Raw genomic sequence first — 19,225 nt, 5'->3', positions numbered from 1 at the left:
GAGAAATGGATATATCACCATTTTAAAGTAGATATTTCTACATGGGTTTACCGGATCGGCATTGCTGCCGGTACTGAAGGGGTGTGACCCCGGTTGTCTTTTTAAAGACCCGGAAAAAATACTGGCTGTCCTCATAGCCCACGCTTTCCGCGATCTCGATCACGCTCAGGCCGGTATCTTTTAGATACTTCCTAGCTTTTTCCATGCGAACCTCTGTGATATAGTTTACCGCGGAACGGTTCAGCTCCTTTTTGAAGACAGAGGAGAAGTAGTTGGGACTCATGTTGTAGAGTTCCGCCAGGCCGTTTATGGACAGATTTTCGTTGTAATGCTTTTTTATATACTGAGTGGCAAGCTGTATCTTGTCCTTGGAACTGGCATCCTGCATTCCCCGTTTGCTGATGCAGTCCGTGATAATATCCGAGATATAGCGGTGGATCCTTTCCGGGAGGCAGAGTTCATCCAGGATCCGGAAATTGTGGAGAAGGTCCTCCACACCGATGTACTTGCGTATCTCCGGTTCATAGTATTTCAGGAGGAGATTCAGGATGCGCACCCAGAGGATGCGGATGTAGGAGACGCCGCAGCTCTGGAGCATTTCCTCTGAGAATAACTGGGACAGAAGCTTGAGGATACCGTTGACATTACCCTGGATCAGGTACTGTTCCAGAAAGTACAGCTCTGAGGCGGGAAAGGACTTCCCGGAGAAGACGGTGTTGTCCTCATAAAAATAGAGATTGCCGTCACCGTAGATGGTCCGCTGGCGAAGGGCGGATTCCGCCTCCCCCAGGATTCCCGCAAAGAGTCTGCCGGTCTGGCTGCTGGTGCCCATGGTCAGGTAAATGCCCATCTTCTTCTCAAGAACAGCCCGCATCTCCAGGAAGAACTGTTCCACCTCCCGGCGGAGCACGGATTCCTCACTGCCGCTGCTCTCAAAGACGGCATACATCTGACGTCGGTGGATGATACTGTTCACCAGAAGGACCTTGCTGGGTGAGCTGATCTCGTCAAATACATTCTTGACGGCAAAGCGGATCAGCTCCGTGTCGTCTTTACAGAAGTTGTTCTCACAGCTTTTCTCCTCAATGTTGACAATGCCCAGGAGAAGGCGGTTTCCGGGAGCGGAGGAGATCTTATGGTAGAATGCGGGATATTTGCCTTTTCCGAATTTCTCGTCTTCAGGCTCATGGAGGAGAGCATTGACCTCCTTTTCCAGGGTGTACGCAGTGTTCTCCTCCTCCAGCTTCTTCCTGGAGGTGATGTCCCGGCGTATTCTCGTGTCCAGTTCTACCTGTGTGAGCAGTTTGTCCATACCCTCTTTCAGGTCCTGGTTTGACAGAGGTTTCAGCAGATAAGCACTGGCGCCCAGAGTTAAGGCGGTTTTGGCATATTCAAATTCGGCGTAACCGCTTAACACCATGAAGCGCAGATGAGGGGAGAGTTTCTTGGCCTCCCGGATGAAGACCAGACCGTCCATATCAGGCATCCGGATGTCTGTGATGACAATGGATATGGAATTTTCTCTCACTGCCTCCAGTGCCTCTGTTCCCGTCTCCGCTTCCAGAATCTCACCAAATGCAAACCCCAGATAATTAAGACGTGCGATCAGGCCTTTTCTTATAAGCTCCTCGTCATCTGCTATCAGCAGGTTCCTTTTCATCTGTTTTTTCTCCTTTCCGAATGAGCGGCAGGCGCAGATCAAACTGACTGCCGTAGTGAAGGGTACTCTTTATGGTGATTCCGTACTGGTCTCCGCAGGCGAGCTTGATCCTCTGGTTGACATTGCGGATACCAATGCTGAGTCCGGTATGGGTAAGATCGTCAGCCACATTTATGGAGCGGTTCAGCTCCTCCACTTTCTGGATATCCATGCCGATGCCGTCATCCTCCACACGTATCATCAGACTGTCCTCCTCCTCCCAGGCGGAGAGTTCCAGGGTGCCCGTGGTGGTCTGTTTTACCAGGCCGTGAAGAATGGCATTTTCAACGATGGGCTGCAGGATGAAGCGGAGCGTCATGGCATTGTCTGTATCCACGGAGATGTTGTAGAACACTTCAAAACGGTTTCCGTACCGTTTTTTTATGATAAAGATATAATTCTGCACGTGGCCCAGCTCCTGTGCCACTGTTACAAATTCCCCGTAATTCTTCCCAAGGTTGTAGCGGAAGATCTCCCCCAGCCTCTGGCAGATATCGCAGATGTCAAATACCTGTTTTACAGCAGCCATGGAGCTGATGGTCTCCAGAGTGTTGTAGAGAAAGTGGGGGTTGATCTGGAGCTGCAGATTTTTCAGCTGTGCCTCCTTGTTTTCCAGTTCGCGGATATAGTTTTTCTGGATCAGGGCATCCAGTTTGCCCAGCATATGGGAAAACTGGCGGTCCAGCTCTGCCACCTCATCGTTGCCGGATATAGGTCCGTAGATGTTCAGATCACCGGTCTCCGCTTTGTGGAATTTTTGTACCAGACACCCGATCCTGACTGAAAAGTTACGGCTGTAGAGCCAGGACCAGAACAGGATGAGCAGGATAACGCAGAGCATGATGGGCAGGATCATCTGTCTGACTGCCTGCTGTTTGACCGTGAGCTGATGATTGTCGAACAGAAGCAGGACATGCAGGGCGCATTTTTCCAGATTCTCGTGCTTGATGGTAAAGCCGTCAACCGGTTCTGAGGATTCCCCGGCCGCAAGCCATGCGTCCAGCAGGAAATTCTTTTGGGGCGCTGAGGAATAGAGGATTTTGCTGTCATCGCCGTAGACAATGACCTCATAGGAGGAATCCCCCTCATTGGCTGTGTCTGCGGGCTTGAAGACCAGATCCATGTACAGGTCCAGTTTCAGAAAGCCGAGCTGTTCTTTTTCATAATTGTGGATATTGACATTTTCAATGTTTTTGACAAAGGAGAGAACAGGAACATTGCCGGCGCTGGAGATATAGCTGAAGCTGTTTTCCCTGATCGCGCGCTCCTGCAGAAACCATTCCTCGTGTCCGGCCTCCTTGACCATGGAAGCCCGTTTTCCGTATACGGGATACTCATCAATATCAGAGTAGAGCATACAGTTGCGGATCTCTCTTTGACGGTCCAGCAGCAGGGATTTTGTCACCTCACTGCTGATCTGTTCCCCTTTGATGTAAGGACTTTCTGTCTTGTCCACCAGGGTTTCCAGAATCACGGTGTTGTCGGCAATGACATCCAGGCTGTATTGGTACTGGGTCAGCTTTTCGTCAATGTTTTTTATATATTGTGAGGTCATCTGCCGGTAGGATTCGGAAAGCTCTGTCTTGACCATATTCTCCAGCTTATAGAACAGAAAAAAGGTGATGGACAGGGTGGGGATCAGGCTGATCAAAAGTGTAAAGACGACAAGCTGCGTAAAAATGCGGTGCGAATAGATACCCTTCCATTTCATAACATCACATCCATGGCTGACGGCTCTGTCCTGTAAGATGCAGAACAGGCGCCACACAGACCAGGTTTTCTATCTCCGCAGTTTTATCATATAATTTCGGAATGACAGATTCCGCGCCCTTCAGTCTTTCTATGGGGAAAGCCTGGTCCGGGGCAGCCGTGTATGTATCTGAGGATGTTTTGAGTGTGATCAGAAACTGTGAGGAATCCTGCCGGGAAAAGCCGGGTTTCTTCGTGTCAGCCAGATGAAACGTAAGGGAGCGGCTGTCAGGGGCCACGGAGACTTCCAGGATGGGCCCTTTGGAAATGCAGGTCTTCTGGCTGCGGATGGCCTGTTCCAGTTCTGCTGCGGTATCTCCCCCGGGTTCCCCTTTCACAAAGGTGGCGAACTGGTTTCCCATCTCCCAGCGTCCGTGCAGATCCATACCGCAGGTCATGGCAATGGGCCAGCCCTTCAGCACCAGATCTTCCCAGAGCAGCAGCCCCTTTTCATTGACCTGGCGGAGTGGTTCGGGATTATTGAAGATTTCAATAAAATCCACGCAGCTATAGTCAGTAAGCTCCATCTCAAAACGGCATCCCCGGGCAAAGGGGTAGCCATAGGAATACGGATGGGCAATGCCTGCCAGAGCGTTTTTATCCCGGATGGCCTGAAACAAAAGTTCAGGGCGGCGGCGGTCAATGGTTTCCCAGGGAACATACTCCTTTAAGTTCAGACAGAGGATATGTCCGTAGTAGGTGGTGTATTCCATGCCGTAAATACACTGTATGCCGGAACTGTTCTCCAAGAGCAGCTTCTGCATCTTGGGATGGCCGGAGATGGTATTATGGTCTGTAAGGCCGAAGGCATCCACCTGATCTGCCTCCATCCATCGAAGCAGGTCCTCACACGTGAGGGAAGCGTCGGATTCTGTGGTGTGATTGTGTAATTCCAGTCGTTTGTACATGAAAACCTCCTTATCGGGCAGAGACCTGCAGTGTGTAGTGTGTGTCATCCATGAGGACATTGAAGACGAGTACGGTTACTTTCAGAACTCCTTCAAGATCGGTCTGAGGGATACAGCCCTCAGTGGCCGAGGAGGAGCAAAAGTGCATATGTCTGTTGGTGAGCTGGCGGTGGATGCAGCCTATGAAGCGGTCATTGAGCATTGCCAGTGTGTGTATCTCGGTCTTGGCACTGTCCATGATCTCCTTTGCCGGGTCTGCGCCGGGAGGCAGTTCCAGGCCGTAATTGCTGCGGCAGTAGTCTGTCAGCTCACGGATCACGTCCTCTGTCACATCCTCGGCTGTGTACTTCTGCTTATCAAAAGAAAACTCGATATCCAGTTCTTCGTATTTCCGGTCCAGGCATACGGTATAGGATATCTGCCCGATAAAATCTTTGGACAGAGTCCCTCCAACTTTATAAAGTACTTTCATAGATGTCTCTCCTCCTGAAAAAAGTGTTAATAGAATTTGGGTAAATGATACTACATATAAAATGGGGATTCAATAGATTTGAGATTATCGTAGAATTGTCCATTATTTTTCTGAGAAATCTTCATTCTTTTTCCGAAAGAAAGTGCTTTATAATATGCCCATGCCGATTTTCGGAGGCAGAATTTTGAGAAAAGAGGATAGAAGATGCAGAAGAGAACATTGTATCAGTCCGGAAAATTTTACAAGGGAAATCTCCACACACATACCACCCGCTCAGACGGCAGCAGCGAACCGGAGGAGACTGCAAAGCGGTACAGACAGGAGGGGTATTCCTTTCTGGCTATCACGGACCACTGGGTCTACGGAGTGCATGAGGAGCTGAACCGGGAGGATTTTCTCATATTTCCCGGTACAGAGCTGGATTTGGAGCTTCCGGAGCGCAAGGACCATCATCTTGTGAGCATAGGTCTGCCTGAGACGAACCGGATTCCCGATCATTACCGTTTTGAAAGGGAGAGAACAGGCAATACCCTGTGTACGCCACAGAGGATCATTGAATATATGGCCCAGCGGGGCAATGTCACTATCTATGCCCATCCTTACTGGTCCAAGGTGGATTCCACGGATATCAAGAATCTTCACGGGCTGCTGGGAATGGAAATCTACAACCATGTGGCAGAGTTTGAGGACAGCAACGGAAACTCCGAGACATATTACGATCATTTTCTGTATGTGAGGAACAGGACGTATTGCTTTGCGGCGGATGATACCCATGAACTGGGACCGTACAGCATGGGCGGGTTCATTATGGCAAAGGCCCGGGAGCTTACCCACAGAGGTATCTTCGAGGCGCTGAGAGACGGAAGCTTTTATGCCTCTTCAGGCCCTTTGATCCATGATTTTTATGTGGAGGACAATACGGCCTGTGCCTCCTGCAGTGGTTGTACGGATATTTATTTCAAGACACCGCACAGAAGCGGACATCTTCACAATGAGGAAGGCAAGTTAAAGGGAGGAACCTTTGTGCTGAATGGGGATGAGGAATATGTACGGCTTGTGGTGAAGAACGCAGCCGGGGAAAAAGCATGGTCCCAGCCAATCTGGCTGTGGCTATTATGATCTGGGAGGAAGAGGTATGAAACTGGTTACTTTTAATATCCGCTGTGATTTCGGACAGGATAGAGAAAATTGCTTCTGCCGCCGCAGGGATCTGATCACTGCGAAGATTCGGAGGGAACAGCCGGATATCATCTGTTTTCAGGAGGTGCTGCCCCATGTGGCAGTGTGGCTGAAGGAGAACCTTAAGGGGTATTATGTGATCGGATGCGGCAGGGACGTAAACCTGGAGGATGAGCAGGTGTCCGTGGCATACCGCAGGGACAGGGTGAATCTGATCTCCATGGATACGTTCTGGCTGTCGGATGAGCCTTATGTGCCGGGAAGCCGCTACGCGTGCCAGAGCATCTGCCCGAGAGTCTGTACCGGGGCCGTGTTTTCGTATAGCGGGGGGCCGGGAAAGGCATATCTGTTCCGGCTGTATAATATCCATCTGGACCATATGGGCGGGGAGGCCAGAAGGCTGGGGCTGGAGCTTATCTTAAAAAGAGCGGACTGGGAATCGGCCTTTCAAAACATTCCCGTGATCCTGGCAGGGGATTTCAACGCGGAACCGGACAGCCCGGAGCTTGCAGTCCTGAAAAGCCGCAGGGAATTTACAAACGTCACGGAGGGAATCGGTGTCACCTATCACGGATTCGAGCCAGAGGATATGCCGGAGCGGATTGACTACATCTATGCCGGTGCGCCGTTTGTCTGCCAAAGTGTTGAAAAATGGGAAGACAGGGAAGGGGATGTCTGGCTGTCTGACCATTACCCCATCTGCGCGGTACTGGAACCCGGGGACTGCGGGGAATAGAAATGTCCATGAAATAATTAATTTTTATCCATTGTGGAAAATCGCCCGGAAAAAATATAATAGAGACCAGAAGGAAGGAGGAAACCAAATGCAAACGGCAAAAAGTTTGGGAAAGAAAAAGAAAGAAAAGCAGCCAAAACAGCCAAAGCAGCCCATTGGAAAACGGCTTATCCGTTACTGGCCCCTGTACGTGATGCTGCTGCCGGCAATTATCTATTACGCGCTGATCTGCTATGTGCCCATGGCCGGTTCTGTGCTGGCTTTTAAGGATTACTCTTTTAACAAGGGTATCTGGGGAAGTCCCTGGGTGGGGCTTAAATATTTCAAGACCTTTTTTGAAAGCTATGATGCCCCCAGGCTGATCCTGAACACATTCAGGATCGGGTTTATCAAATGTGTGCTGGAGTTTCCATTCGCCATTATTCTGGCACTGATGCTCAATGAGATCAGGAACATGAAATTTAAGAAGGTGACGCAGACCATTACATATCTGCCGCATTTCCTGTCATCGGTCATCATTGTCACAATGCTTCAGAGAATCCTCGCACCGGATACCGGTATTCTGAACCAGCTTATAGCTGGCATGGGAGGAGACGGGGGCACATTTTTTATGATGGATGCCAAGTATTTCTTAAAAATCCTGTTTTCCATGGATCTGTGGAGGAATATCGGATGGGATTCCATTATCTATCTGGCTGCCATCAGCAGTGTGGATACAGCTCTGTACGAGGCAGCGGAGATGGACGGATGCGGAAAATTGAAAAAAATGTGGCATATTACACTGCCGGGAATCCGGGGAACCATCGGCCTGCTGTTCATTATGGGCATCGGAGGTCTGCTCTCCTCGGGCGTGGACCAGATCTGGCTTCTGCGTACACCGGGCAATATGACCCTGGCGGATACGCTGGATGTATATGTAGTCCGGGTGGGACTGCAGGGCGGACAGTTTGGATATGCAACCGCCATTGGGCTCATACAGGGCGTCGTGGGACTGATCCTGGTTGTGATCAGCAATAAGATATGCAAGAAAGTCACAGAAGTCGGGCTTTGGTAGCGTGACCGTGAAGATAAAGGAGGAAAGAGGTATGAGACAAAAAGCAGCAAAAACAATTCTGGCGCTGGCTCTGTGCGGTGCCATGACAGCAGGTGCTCTTGCAGGGTGCGGAGGTGACAGTAAGGAGACAGCAAAAAATGTAAGTACAGAGAGCAAAGAAGGAAAACCGGATACCTGGATCGCGGACCGCACGATCACAGTCCAGGCGTATGTGGATGACATCGGCAATTCCCTTCCCAAGGATTTGAACAATACCCCCACAATGAAGAAAATCACGGAGCTGACAGGAATCAAGCTGGATGTAAAATACACACCCGGAGACAGCGACGCGAAAGTGCTGGCCTCCCAGCTTGCGTCCGGCACCATTCCGGATGTGATCGTTTCTTATCTGGACAACTCTACAAGACCGGAGTTCCCGCTGCTGTCAAAGGCGGCAAAAGAGGGAATGTTTGCCGATGTATCCGAGTATATGAAAAATGCAGAGGTGTATTCCAGATATTATGAGGACGGTTATCTTCCCTGGGATTCCTATAAGAACGTTACCTTCCGTGAAGACCTGGACGGCGTGTATTTGTGGCAGATGAATGTGGATGCCACGGACAAGTCTTTGGAATATAATCCGGAGGAGGATTACCGCGGAGGCATGTACATACAGAAATCCATTGTGGACCAGCTTGGCATCAACGTGAATGATATCAGGACCCAGGACGATTTTTATGATCTGCTCGTGAAGATCAAAGAGGGCGGCTTTAAAGATAAGAACGGAAACGCAGTCTATCCGCTGGGACCGAAATACTGGGGCGGTTCTGTGGACACCCTGGAGTATATCTGTCCGGGATACCGCTGGGGCGTGAGCAAAAACTATAATATCGATACAGATGGAAAAGTAAAGCATGAGGCAGAGCGGGATTCCATCTATGATGAGATCAATTATATCCGCAGGCTCATAGACGAAGGGCTTATGAATCCCGAATTCTTCACCATGGATTCCACCCGTGCCCAGGAGGCCTGCAAGAGTTATAACTCCGCCATCATCGCTGATGTGAACAATTATACGGATATCATTTACCAGACAGATGACTGGATTCCGCTGGGACCTCTCAATGACATTCAGGGCGACAACAAAAAGGTGACACACGGCAAGGGTGCCAGAGGATGTATGGCAATCTCCTCGGATGCGGAAAATCCGGAGGAAATCTTCCGGTTCTTTGACTGGCTCTCCACAAAAGAGGGACAGATGATCGCCCAGTACGGGGTTGAAGGTGTAAGCTACGATATGGTTGACGGAAAACCGGTCCTCAAAGAAGAGGTACAGCAGGCTCTGAGTGATGGCAATATGGACTATCTGCTCAATGAGGTGGGCGCAGGCTTCGGCGGAAGCGGAAACTATTTCTTTGAATTCGTACTTACCAATAAAGACAACATCAATAATTTCGGAGAGGCAAGACCGGGGGCGTCCTCCAACGATACCTTTGCCAGAAGTGTTGAAGTTGCAGCGGATTATCCCTATGTGAAGAAACTGATCCCGGGACTGGACGCGCCGGCGTATCTGTCCGCAGAGGGAATGGAGGACGTGAAGACACAGATGGACCTGCTCAACTGGGACGAAGTGTTTGTGCAGGCATGTTTTGCAAAGTCTGACGACGAGGTGAAGAGTATCATAGAGTCCTTCCGCGGCCAGTTAAAAGCAGCAGGTGTAGAGAAATTTGAAGATTATGTGGCTGATGTCTATAACAAAGATAAAGATGCTGTCAACTTTTATCAGTGACAGGTGAGAGAGGGTGTTAAGGATGAGGAAAGGCCAAAAAAGCAGGATCAGGGCCAGCCGGACAGATATTGCGGTGCAGGTTATTGTATATATGATCGTCATTGCTGTCTGCCTGATTATTATACTGCCCTGTCTGAATGTACTGGTTCTGGCGTTCAATGACGGAAAGGATGCCGCTCGGGGAGGTATCTGGTTCTGGCCTAGAGTGCCCACGTTTGACAATATTAAGGAAGTGTTCAAGGACGGCAGTATTGTCCGGGCTTACGGGTATACCATTGCCAGAACTGTCATCGGTACCGTATTAAGCCTGACTGTGACTACGCTTGCGGCATTTTCCCTGAAACAGAAAGATTTGCCGGGAAATAAGTTGATTACCATGCTGATTACCTTCACCATGTTATTCAGCGGAGGTATGATCCCCACTTATATCCAGTATAAGAACCTGCATCTGCTCAACAGTTTTTGGGTGTATGTGGTTCCGTCGCTGGTGAGTGTGACATATCTTCTGATGGCAAGAACCTTCTTTGAAGGGATTCCGGACAGTCTGGAGGAGTCGGCAAAGCTGGATGGCTGCAGCTATTTTCAGATCTATACGCGTATTATGCTTCCGCTGAGCAAACCTGTGATCGCGGTGGTGGGACTTTACACGGCAGTCAATCACTGGAATGACTGGTTTGCCGGGGCATTCTACATGAGTGATACCTCCAAGTGGCCGGTACAGACCGTGCTTCAGCAGATGCTGAGCAAGGCCATGAGTTCCCAGCAGGAGATCACTTCTGTGGCCCAGGCACTGGCGCAGAATGCAACGGCTGTCACATCAGATTCTCTGAAGATGGCGGCAGTGGTGATCACCACAGTTCCGATTCTGTGTGTGTATCCCTTTGTGCAGAAATATTTTGCCCAGGGTGCCATGATCGGGGCAGTAAAGGGTTGACAAAAAAACCGGCTTTTAGTTCGCGCTGAAAGCCGGTTTTTTACCTGCCGGGCAGTATTTATTTGCAGATGAAGACAAAAGGAGTAGAAAAATGAGTGAAAAGAAATGGGATGTCTATGTCTACGGAGATGTAAACGTGGATATTATCATTCCCGGAGTGGAGACGTTTCCGGCACCGGGACAGGAGGAGCTGGTTTCCTCCATGGAGACTTATGTGGGAGGCGGGGCGGCCCTGTTAACTTTAGGGATTGGTAAACTGGGACTGCGCCCTGTCTTCCAGGGGACAGTGGGGGATGATTGTTACGGTCATATGATACGGGAGACCTTTGAGCGTTTTGGTGTGGATACGGAGCTGCTTGTGACCGCAAAGGGTGCGCGGACCGGGATCTCCCTGAGCTTTACCAATGCCCGGGACCGGTCCTTTCTTACTTACCGGGGAACGAACCGGGATATCAGCATGGACAGGGTGGAGATCGAAAAGGCGGGCCGGGCACGCCATGTTCACGTGACAGGGTATGAGGGGGAGATTTCCCACGCTGCCTATGCGCGGCTGCTGCGCCGGGTAAAGGAGGAGACAGATGCCACAGTCTCTTTTGATGTGGGATGGGATCCCACCGGGAACTGGAGCAGCAGGATCTGTGAGCTGTTTCCATGGATCGATGTCCTTTTTATGAACGAGACAGAGGCGGAGCACTACGGAAAGACAGATACAGCAGAGGAGGCAGCCCTTCAGTTTGCCCGGGAGTGCGGGCAGGCGGTGATTAAGCTGGGAGGGAAAGGCTCTCTTGCAGTGAAAGATGGTATGGTGTACCGCAGGTCCTCCTACCGGGCAGAAGCTGTGGATACCACCGGGGCCGGGGATTCCTTCAATGCCGGGTATATCTATGGATTTTTGAAGGGGGAACCGGTTGAAAAATGTCTGCAGTACGGAAACGCCTGTGGTGCCTTCTCAGTGTCTGCCCATGGGGGTAATACCGGTTTTCCGGAAGAAAAGGAACTGCTGCGTTTTACAGAGAGATACGAAAATAAATAAGCGGGAGGAGATTAGTATGAAGATAGCAGTCATCGGCGGTGCTGGTGTAAGGACCGTCATATTTATCAACGGACTTTTAAAGAGATATAAAAAGCTGCATATTGATGAGGTGGTGCTTTACGATATCCAGGAAGAAAAGCAGAGGATCATCGAGCGGCTGTGCCGTCATGTAGTGGAAAGGAAGCAGGAAAGCCTGAAGGTCCGGGCAGCGGGAACGCCCCGGGAAGCCCTGGAAGGCGCGAAATATGTGGTGACTACCCTTCGAGTGGGCGGAGACCATTCCCGTGTGACGGATGAGAAGATTGCGCTGGAACACGGTGTCATCGGTCAGGAGACCACAGGCGTGGGGGGATTTTCCATGGCAGTGCGGACGATTCCCGTTCTTCTGGAATACTGCAGGATGATAGAAAAGTATGCGCCGGATGCGTGGATCTTTAATTTTACCAACCCGTCCGGGCTTGTGACTCAGGCACTCCGGTCGGCAGGCTATGACCGGGTCATCGGGATCTGTGATGCGCCGAGCAGTACAAAGTACCGTATGGCCGACTGGCTGGGAGTGAAGGAGGATGACCTGTATGTGGAGTTTTTCGGACTGAATCATCTCTCCTGGATACGGAGTGTGAAAAGAAAGGGGGAGGAGATTCTTCCGAAGCTTCTGGCAGATGACAGCTTCCTTGCCGGAATCCAGGAATTTGCCATGTTCGATCCGAAGCTTCTGCGGCTCATGGGACTTCTGCCAAATGAATATCTGTATTATTACTATCACAGAGAGAAAGCGCTTGCCAATATACAGAAAGCAGGTGCGGCCAGAGGGGAAACCATAGAAACGATTAACAGACACATGATGGAAGAACTGAAAACCATGGACATGGATGCCGACCCGGAGGGAGCGCTGCAAGTATTTCTGTATTACATGCAGTTGAGAGAGAACTCTTACATGAGCATTGAATCTGGGGCAGCCAAACGTCCGATGGCAGAGAAGGGCAGCCTGGAGGTCCCCGACGGTATGGGCTATGCGGGTGTGATGCTGGACTGTATTGAGGGGATGCAGAGCAGAGAGGGAAAATACCTGGTGCTCTCTGTGGAGAACCAAGGCTGTATTCCGGGACTGGCGGATAACGATGTGGTGGAAGTGACCTGCCATGTATCCGCAGAGGGCATTCGTCCCGTTCCTGTGGCTGTCGTCCCTCCGCAGTGTGATATCCTGATGCGGCTGCTCAAAAATTATGAGCGTCTCACAGTGGAGGCTGTAAAGAAAGGTTCTTATGCATGTGCAGCCCAGGCGCTGATGCTTCATCCGCTGGTCAATTCCTGGTCTCTTGCCGGGGAACTGCTGGAAGCTTATGACAAGGCATATGGAGGTCTGTTTGGAAAGGAGTAAAAAATGCCGTTTGATTTTCATGATTTTGACAGGATAAAGAATCTGGCAGAGGAACTGCGGGAGCTTCGGTACCGGAATCTTCGGAACATTCCCTCCTTCCGGTTCTGGGAGGACAGTGACAGAGAGAGCAGAGTGTGCGCCAAGGAGGTGGGACCGGGATTTTCTTTCCGGGGCTGGGACAAATACTACTGGCTGACAGCGGAAGCGGAAATCCCGGAGGCATTCTGCGGGGAGGAAGTGCTGGGCCTTTTTGACTTCGGCGCCCCTTCGGGAACCGGAAATAACGGGAACTTTGAAAGCCTGCTCTATATAAATGATGTGCCGTATCAGGCTGTGGACGGAAACCACAGGGAAGTGTTCTTCGGCCCCGGGGTATGCGGAAAGAAACTGCAGCTTAAATTCAGGCTGTGGACAGGACTCAGCGGCGGAGGAATCCCCAAAGACAATGTGATGGAGATATGCAGGGCGCAGATCGGTGTGCTGGACCGGAGTGCGGATGACCTTTACTATCTGACCACAGCGGCCCTTGAAACCTATGAGGCCCTGAGCGCAGAGAATGAATATCGGGAATGGATTTTAAATGTGCTTGTAAAGGCGTTCTGTCTGGTGGATTTTACGGAACCGGGCAGCAGGGAATTTTATGAGAGTGTGTCGGATGCAGCCGGATACCTGGACGAGTGTCTGGACGGCCGCGGAAAACCGGATGTCCATGTGACCATGGCGGGCCATACCCATATAGATGTGGCTTGGCTGTGGCGGCTGTGCCATACCAGGGAGAAGGCTGCCCGCTCATTTTCCACGGTGAACCGTTTGATGGAAAAGTATCCGGAGTATCATTTTCTGCAGTCCCAGCCTCAGCTCTATGAATTTATCAAAGAGGACCACCCGGATATTTATGAGAATATCAAAAAGAGGGTGGCTGAGGGAAGATGGGAGCCTTCCGGGGCCATGTGGGTGGAGTGTGACTGCAACATCGCCTCAGGGGAATCCATCATCCGGCAGATCCTGGTGGGCAAAAATTTCTTTCGGAAAGAATTCGGCTATGAGAGTGAATTTCTCTGGCTGCCGGATGTGTTCGGGTATTCCTGGGCGCTTCCTCAGATCTTAAAGAAATCCGGTGTGGACACGTTCATGACCACCAAGATAAGCTGGAACGATACCAACCGGCTGCCCTATGATACCTTTACATGGAAGGGCATTGACGGAACCGGGGTGACAGCCCATTTTGTGACTACATCCGATCCGGGCGAGGATTATTATACATACAATGGAAATTCCGGCCCCAGGGCAGTGAAAAGCGTCTGGGACAATTATAAGAACAAGGATTCCAACAGGGAACTGCTGATCTCTTACGGATATGGGGACGGCGGCGGAGGCCCGAACCGGGATATGATCCGCCAGATAGAGATGGTGGAGAAAATGCCTGGAATCCCCTATGTGAGGAAACAGTCCGTGACGGAGTATTTCCGCAGTCTCAATGAGACGCTGAAAGAGAATCCCATGGAAGGATATCTTCCGGTGTGGGACGGGGAACTCTATCTGGAATTCCACAGAGGGACTTACACCTCCCAGGCGTATAATAAACGGATGAACCGCAGGATGGAATATGCGCTGAGGGATACGGAGATCCGGTCTGTCTTATCCCGAGTGTTTGGAAGTGTGCCCTATGACTCCCAGCGTATCCTGCGTGCGTGGAAAATCGTGCTCTGCCAGCAGTTCCACGATATACTGCCGGGGTCTTCCATAAGGGAGGTCTACCTTGACAGCCATACGGAATATGAAAAAGCCGCGGCTCTTTTAAGAGAAGTGAACGAGACCGCCCGCGCCGGCCTTATTCGGGAATGCAGGGAGGAACGGGTGTTTTCCGTATTCAACAGCGGCAACTGGCAGCGAACCTCCGTTGTCCGGATTCCCCGCAGGGAGGCAGAATCCGTGTGCGTCGGGGAATACGGGAAAGGCGGGTTCTATCAGAAACGGGAAGATGGCAGTGAGGAGAAGATATCTCTTCCCTGTGTATGGAAAGAGGATGGGGCTTATGTGCTTGTTCGGGATATGGAACCCTTCTCTTATACGGAAATCGTATGGGGGCCTGCGAAGAAGAGTGTCTCCGGGCCCCATGAGGAACCTGCCTGGGGGTCTGGGGAGGAGAGGTCTTTGCAGACCGAAAAGGCGGCTGACCAGCGGATTACAGAGAATACTGCCTGCAGCCGGCAGCAGGAGTCAAACGGGGGAATTCATGAGGTATCTACTCTGTTTTACAAAATCTGCTGGAATGAACAAGGACAGCTCACAAAAATCTATGACAGGGAGGCTGAAAGAGAGATGCTGCCCCACGGTGCATGCGCCAATGTACTGCAGATTTTTGAAGACAAACCGCGCTGTTTTGATGCCTGGGAACTGGAACCCACGATTGACAGAAAGATGGAGGAAATCACCCAATGTACGGACATCCGTGTTTGGAGACATGCGCTGGGCATTGAGGTGTCATTTACATGGCAATACCATAAGAGCACAATCTGCCAGACCATGTGCCTCTACAACAGCAGGAAACGAATTGATTTTAAGACCTCTGTGGACTGGCAGGAGCGGCAGAAGCTGTTGAAAGCGGCATTTCCGGTGGATATCCGGGCAGTGGATGCCAGATTTGATATCCAGGACGGCAATATCCGGCGTCCCATTACGAGAAATACAAGCTGGGAGGCTGCGAAATTCGAGGTGGCGGCCCACAAATGGGCGGATATCTGGGAGACAGGATACGGGGCGGCACTGCTTAATGACTGCAAATACGGCTATGACCTGAAAGAAAATACAATCCGCCTGACACTTTTAAAGTCTGCAACAGACCCGGACTACAGCGCGGATCTGGGCAGCCATACCTTTACCTACTCGCTGCTGCCTCATTGTGAGGAGTGGTATGACGCAGGAATAGAGCAGGAGGCTTTTGATCTGAACGCACCCCTCCGTGCAGAAGCAGGAGCTGCGGCTTTGCATGGAAGCCTTTTGTCGTTCGACAGGGAGAACCTGGTGGCAGATGCGCTGAAACAGGCGGAAAACGGGGAGGAAATTGTGCTCAGATTCCATGAATTCCAGGGAAGAAGGGGAGAAGTTAAAGTATGCCCCGGTTTTGAAGTGAAGGAATGGTGCGAATGTAATCTTATGGAAGAACCGGAGAGTACCTGGCGCTCATCCGGGATTCGGGTATTCCTGAAGCCTTATGAGATCAAGACACTGCTTCTGCGTGTGGAGAATGGGCAGAGGATGAAAGGCGGGGGGATTGCTTTATGAAGATAATATTAAAACATCCATCCGAAACAGTGCCTGGAAATCACGATTCCTCTGTCTTTACGGAGGTGATTCCTGAGAGTATGGATGCCCGGCGGCTGGCAGAACAGTTCTGCCGTCTGGGAAGACAGCGGAAAGGCTGTTTTCTGATACGGCTGGATATAGACAGCGCTGCTTTTTACCGCCTAAAGGCGGAAGAGCAGAGACAAATGGTGTGTCTCCTTGTGCGGTCTATGTATCAGGGGGCGTATCGTTTCCGAAAAGAAGGGCTGAAAGAACTGCAAAAAGGGGACGTATTTGGAATGCGTGAAAGTCTGGCGGATTTCGGCAGCGCGGTATTTTATCTGGAAAGCAGTGCAGCGGAGGACAGCGGATTTATACGTGCAGTCCGGTACGGAGAATTGGAGGGGAGATGTATTGCTTATGCCAGAAGCCTTGGCAATCTTCCGGCCAATTACCTGGGAGCGGAGGAATTTTCTGCTTATACGGAAAAGCTTGCCGCAAAACTGGGAGCAACGTGCAGGATATTAGATGGCATGGAATTAAAAAGACAGGGATTCGGCGGAATCCTGGCAGTGAACCAGGGCAGTGCCCGTGAAGCGAAACTGGCAGTTCTCACCCGGGAATGTGTTCCCGAACAGCCTTTTACAGCGCTGGTCGGAAAGGGGGTTCTCTTTGACAGCGGCGGATATCACTTAAAGTCCGCAGAGGCCATGGAGGGAATGAAGTTTGATATGTGCGGTGCAGCCAATGTGCTGGAAGCTTTTGAGATTCTTGTACGGGAGGAGACAAAAGAAAATATCATGGCAGTGCTGCCTCTGGCGGAGAATGCCATCGGCCCAAAGGCCTGCCGGATGGGGGATGTGATCACCATGCTGGACGGGACTACAGTGGAAGTCTGCAACACGGATGCTGAGGGACGCCTCATTTTGGCGGATGCCCTGGTATATGCCCAGCGGCAGGGTGCGCGGCGGATCGTGGATCTGGCTACACTGACATACTCCTGCCATAATGCGCTTGGAGACCGGATGACAGGGATGTTTTCCAATGATGATTTTATGAGCAGCAGTTTTATATGCGCAGCAGGCGAAGCGGGAGAACCGGTATGGAGACTGCCCATGGACAGCTATTACCGGGAACTGCTTGCCCGGAGCAGCACAGCAGATCTGGCTAACTATGCGCCCGGCAAAGGCGCGGGAGCCAGTGTGGCTGCCTGTTTTCTGGAATCTTTTATCCGGGAAGGGGTAAAATGGGTGCACCTGGATGCTGTAGGACCAAGCGTGATGCGCGGGAAGGATGAAAGGCTGGCAGAGGGAGCAACAGGGGCAAATATTGCCTCAATCGTTACATTTTTAGAGAAGGGAAACCGGGATGATGGATTATCAATTTGACGGCAGGATTTCAAAGGAAGTCCTGGAAAATTATCTGTCGCGGGCAGTGACCGCGGCAGGGCTTTATGAGAGTGAGACACTTTCGGATGACCTGCGGGTGATACGGGAACTGGGAGTAAAATTCCTGGGTCGTGCTTCGGGGATCTGGTATATGACGGAAGACGATGATGTGCATTTTGCAAAATCCAGGGAGCTGGCAGAAAAGGTGCATGAAGCAGACTCGGAGATCATTCTGCAGGCTTGTATTTTTGAGTGTGTGACCCAGAGGATGGAGTCAGTGAAGATACCGGAATTTGTGTTCCGTGACTTTGGGATGGAACCTAAAGACAGGTGCTTTTGTCTGGCAGATACCCTGTTTCCCGGAGAACCGGCGGGATTTGTAAGCCGCAGAGAGGAGCCGGAGAAGAATGGGGGAATCCCGGATCTGAACCGGCAGGAGGCCAGAATGTGGTTTTATTACCGGGCAGCGCGCTATATTGACTGTGGTTATGAGGCACTCCACATGGGGCAGGTACATCTGTACACGGCAAATGACCGGGGGATGGTGAAAACACAGGAGCTTTTTGAGATGATACGCAGGTATGCCGCTGTCCATGGCAGGCGGCATAAGGTATTGCTGGATGCCCACACCCATGGGGTGAACCGGAGGGGAAAGCTGTTGTTTGACTATCATGCCATGCCATTTACCAGGGTGCCCCTTATGGAACGGGAAGGTACCGATCTGGTGCTGGTCCGGGAGGGCTACAGTGAGGGAGGCCTGAACCCCAACGGCTGGTCAGCACAGGCGATGCCCTATCTGATGGAATATGACAACTGGGGTGGTCTGGCGGTGGATGACCCGGCCCGGTATTCCAGAGAAGAACTGGCTTTAAAGGATTGGTGGGGGTATGACCAGATCGCATGGTTTGCACATCAGAGCTTTGAAAAGCGGAATCATTTTCTGGAATATACTTACCGCTGGCTGGAAGTGAACAACGTGTGTGGCTTTTTTGAGATTCCCTTCCGGCGTATGCTGGGTGACGCGCCGGTAGCTATGGAGCGCGGGGACAGCGGAGCAAAAGATATCCAGACATTTTATCAGATCAACAAAAAAAGTTCTTCCTGCCCTATGGGATTCGGTCAGGAGGATACAGTAAAGCGGCTGTGGCAGGAGGGGCACCGTCTGAGAGAACTGGCTGCCAATCCGGAGCTGCAGATCGCATATGGGGCGGAGGCGGTTTATGATCCGGAAACGGGGATCAAGCTTCCTGAAAAGGTGGTAGTTTACGGAAGCTTTCAGCCTTATGTGGGAGCTGTAAAAAATGATTCCAACAGCGAAGTGACCAGGATGTATTATATAGGAAATAATACATACACGCTAAGTGTGGTGATCCCTTATGCGGGGACATACGATTTTGCCGTATCGACCTACGGGACACTGTCGGCAACCTACTGCGGGGACGGATATCCCAGAAGCGGAAGTTCCAATAAGGGGACGTTCACGGTGGAGAAAGACAACGCCGCAGTGCGTTTCCGCTTTGATTTTACCGACTGCGCAGTGGAGGTGGAGATTTTTGAATGACGCAGTGGAGGTGGAGATTTTTGAATGACGCAGCGAAAGATTGGATTTTTTTAAAATTGCGCGGTGCGGAAGGAAATT

At 51.1% G+C, this 19,225-nt stretch carries 14 protein-coding genes; 10 read left to right on the top strand and 4 right to left on the bottom strand.

All coding sequences use genetic code 11. The annotated features are described in order from the left end of the window. Positions 1 to 37: 37 nt before the first annotated feature. Genes LC508_RS14420 through LC508_RS14405 form a run of 4 tightly spaced genes read right to left on the bottom strand, consistent with a single transcriptional unit; the run spans position 38 to position 4,828 of the window. Positions 38 to 1,660, bottom strand: coding sequence for a helix-turn-helix domain-containing protein (locus LC508_RS14420; protein WP_054352056.1), 1,623 nt, complete (start codon positions 1,658 to 1,660; stop codon positions 38 to 40). After that, positions 1,632 to 3,410, bottom strand: a complete 1,779-nt coding sequence (locus LC508_RS14415) for a sensor histidine kinase (RefSeq protein WP_118593784.1) — start codon at positions 3,408 to 3,410, stop codon at positions 1,632 to 1,634. Before LC508_RS14415 ends, LC508_RS14420 begins: the two co-directional genes overlap by 29 nt. Before the next feature lie 4 nt (positions 3,411 to 3,414). Then, positions 3,415 to 4,356, bottom strand: coding sequence for a CehA/McbA family metallohydrolase (locus tag LC508_RS14410; RefSeq protein WP_158587221.1), 942 nt, complete (start codon positions 4,354 to 4,356; stop codon positions 3,415 to 3,417). A 10-nt stretch (positions 4,357 to 4,366) separates the two neighbouring features. Continuing rightward, positions 4,367 to 4,828: a DUF6669 family protein gene (locus LC508_RS14405; RefSeq protein WP_054352060.1), complete on the bottom strand. Its 462-nt coding sequence runs from the start codon at positions 4,826 to 4,828 to the stop codon at positions 4,367 to 4,369. A 204-nt stretch (positions 4,829 to 5,032) separates the two neighbouring features. Between LC508_RS14405 and LC508_RS14400 the strand changes: the two genes are divergently transcribed. The 10 genes from LC508_RS14400 to LC508_RS14355 all read left to right on the top strand — a co-directional run bounded on the left by LC508_RS14400 (position 5,033) and on the right by LC508_RS14355 (position 19,147). Further along, positions 5,033 to 5,947, top strand: coding sequence for a CehA/McbA family metallohydrolase (locus tag LC508_RS14400; protein ID WP_054352061.1), 915 nt, complete (start codon positions 5,033 to 5,035; stop codon positions 5,945 to 5,947). Between the two features lie 16 nt (positions 5,948 to 5,963). Then, positions 5,964 to 6,743: an endonuclease/exonuclease/phosphatase family protein gene (locus tag LC508_RS14395; protein ID WP_103732904.1), complete on the top strand. Its 780-nt coding sequence runs from the start codon at positions 5,964 to 5,966 to the stop codon at positions 6,741 to 6,743. A gap of 88 nt (positions 6,744 to 6,831) precedes the next feature. Then, positions 6,832 to 7,797, top strand: a complete 966-nt coding sequence (locus tag LC508_RS14390; protein ID WP_033139244.1) for an ABC transporter permease — start codon at positions 6,832 to 6,834, stop codon at positions 7,795 to 7,797. A 31-nt stretch (positions 7,798 to 7,828) separates the two neighbouring features. Further along, positions 7,829 to 9,565 carry an extracellular solute-binding protein gene (locus LC508_RS14385; RefSeq protein ID WP_103731822.1) on the top strand — a complete coding sequence of 579 codons (1,737 nt, stop codon included), beginning with the start codon at positions 7,829 to 7,831 and terminating at the stop codon, positions 9,563 to 9,565. A gap of 22 nt (positions 9,566 to 9,587) precedes the next feature. Continuing rightward, a complete protein-coding gene (locus tag LC508_RS14380) occupies positions 9,588 to 10,499 on the top strand; it encodes a carbohydrate ABC transporter permease (RefSeq protein WP_033139246.1) in 912 nt (303 codons plus the stop codon). Between the two features lie 91 nt (positions 10,500 to 10,590). After that, positions 10,591 to 11,532, top strand: a complete 942-nt coding sequence (locus LC508_RS14375) for a carbohydrate kinase family protein (protein ID WP_054352066.1) — start codon at positions 10,591 to 10,593, stop codon at positions 11,530 to 11,532. 16 nt (positions 11,533 to 11,548) lie between these two features. Then, positions 11,549 to 12,913: a family 4 glycosyl hydrolase gene (locus LC508_RS14370; protein ID WP_103731821.1), complete on the top strand. Its 1,365-nt coding sequence runs from the start codon at positions 11,549 to 11,551 to the stop codon at positions 12,911 to 12,913. 3 nt (positions 12,914 to 12,916) lie between these two features. Further along, a complete protein-coding gene (locus tag LC508_RS14365) occupies positions 12,917 to 16,198 on the top strand; it encodes an alpha-mannosidase (RefSeq protein ID WP_103731820.1) in 3,282 nt (1,093 codons plus the stop codon). Next, positions 16,195 to 17,586, top strand: coding sequence for a M17 family metallopeptidase (locus LC508_RS14360; RefSeq protein ID WP_103731819.1), 1,392 nt, complete (start codon positions 16,195 to 16,197; stop codon positions 17,584 to 17,586). The genes LC508_RS14365 and LC508_RS14360 overlap by 4 nt, the downstream gene beginning before the upstream one ends. After that, positions 17,567 to 19,147, top strand: coding sequence for a hypothetical protein (locus LC508_RS14355; RefSeq protein ID WP_103731818.1), 1,581 nt, complete (start codon positions 17,567 to 17,569; stop codon positions 19,145 to 19,147). The genes LC508_RS14360 and LC508_RS14355 overlap by 20 nt, the downstream gene beginning before the upstream one ends. Positions 19,148 to 19,225 lie beyond the last annotated feature (78 nt).

The organism is Blautia parvula (assembly GCF_020215665.1).
Taxonomy (GTDB): Bacteria; Bacillota; Clostridia; order Lachnospirales; family Lachnospiraceae; genus Blautia; species Blautia celeris.
The sequence above is the reverse complement of the archived record's forward strand: the minus strand, read 5'-3'. Positions and strand labels throughout refer to the sequence as shown.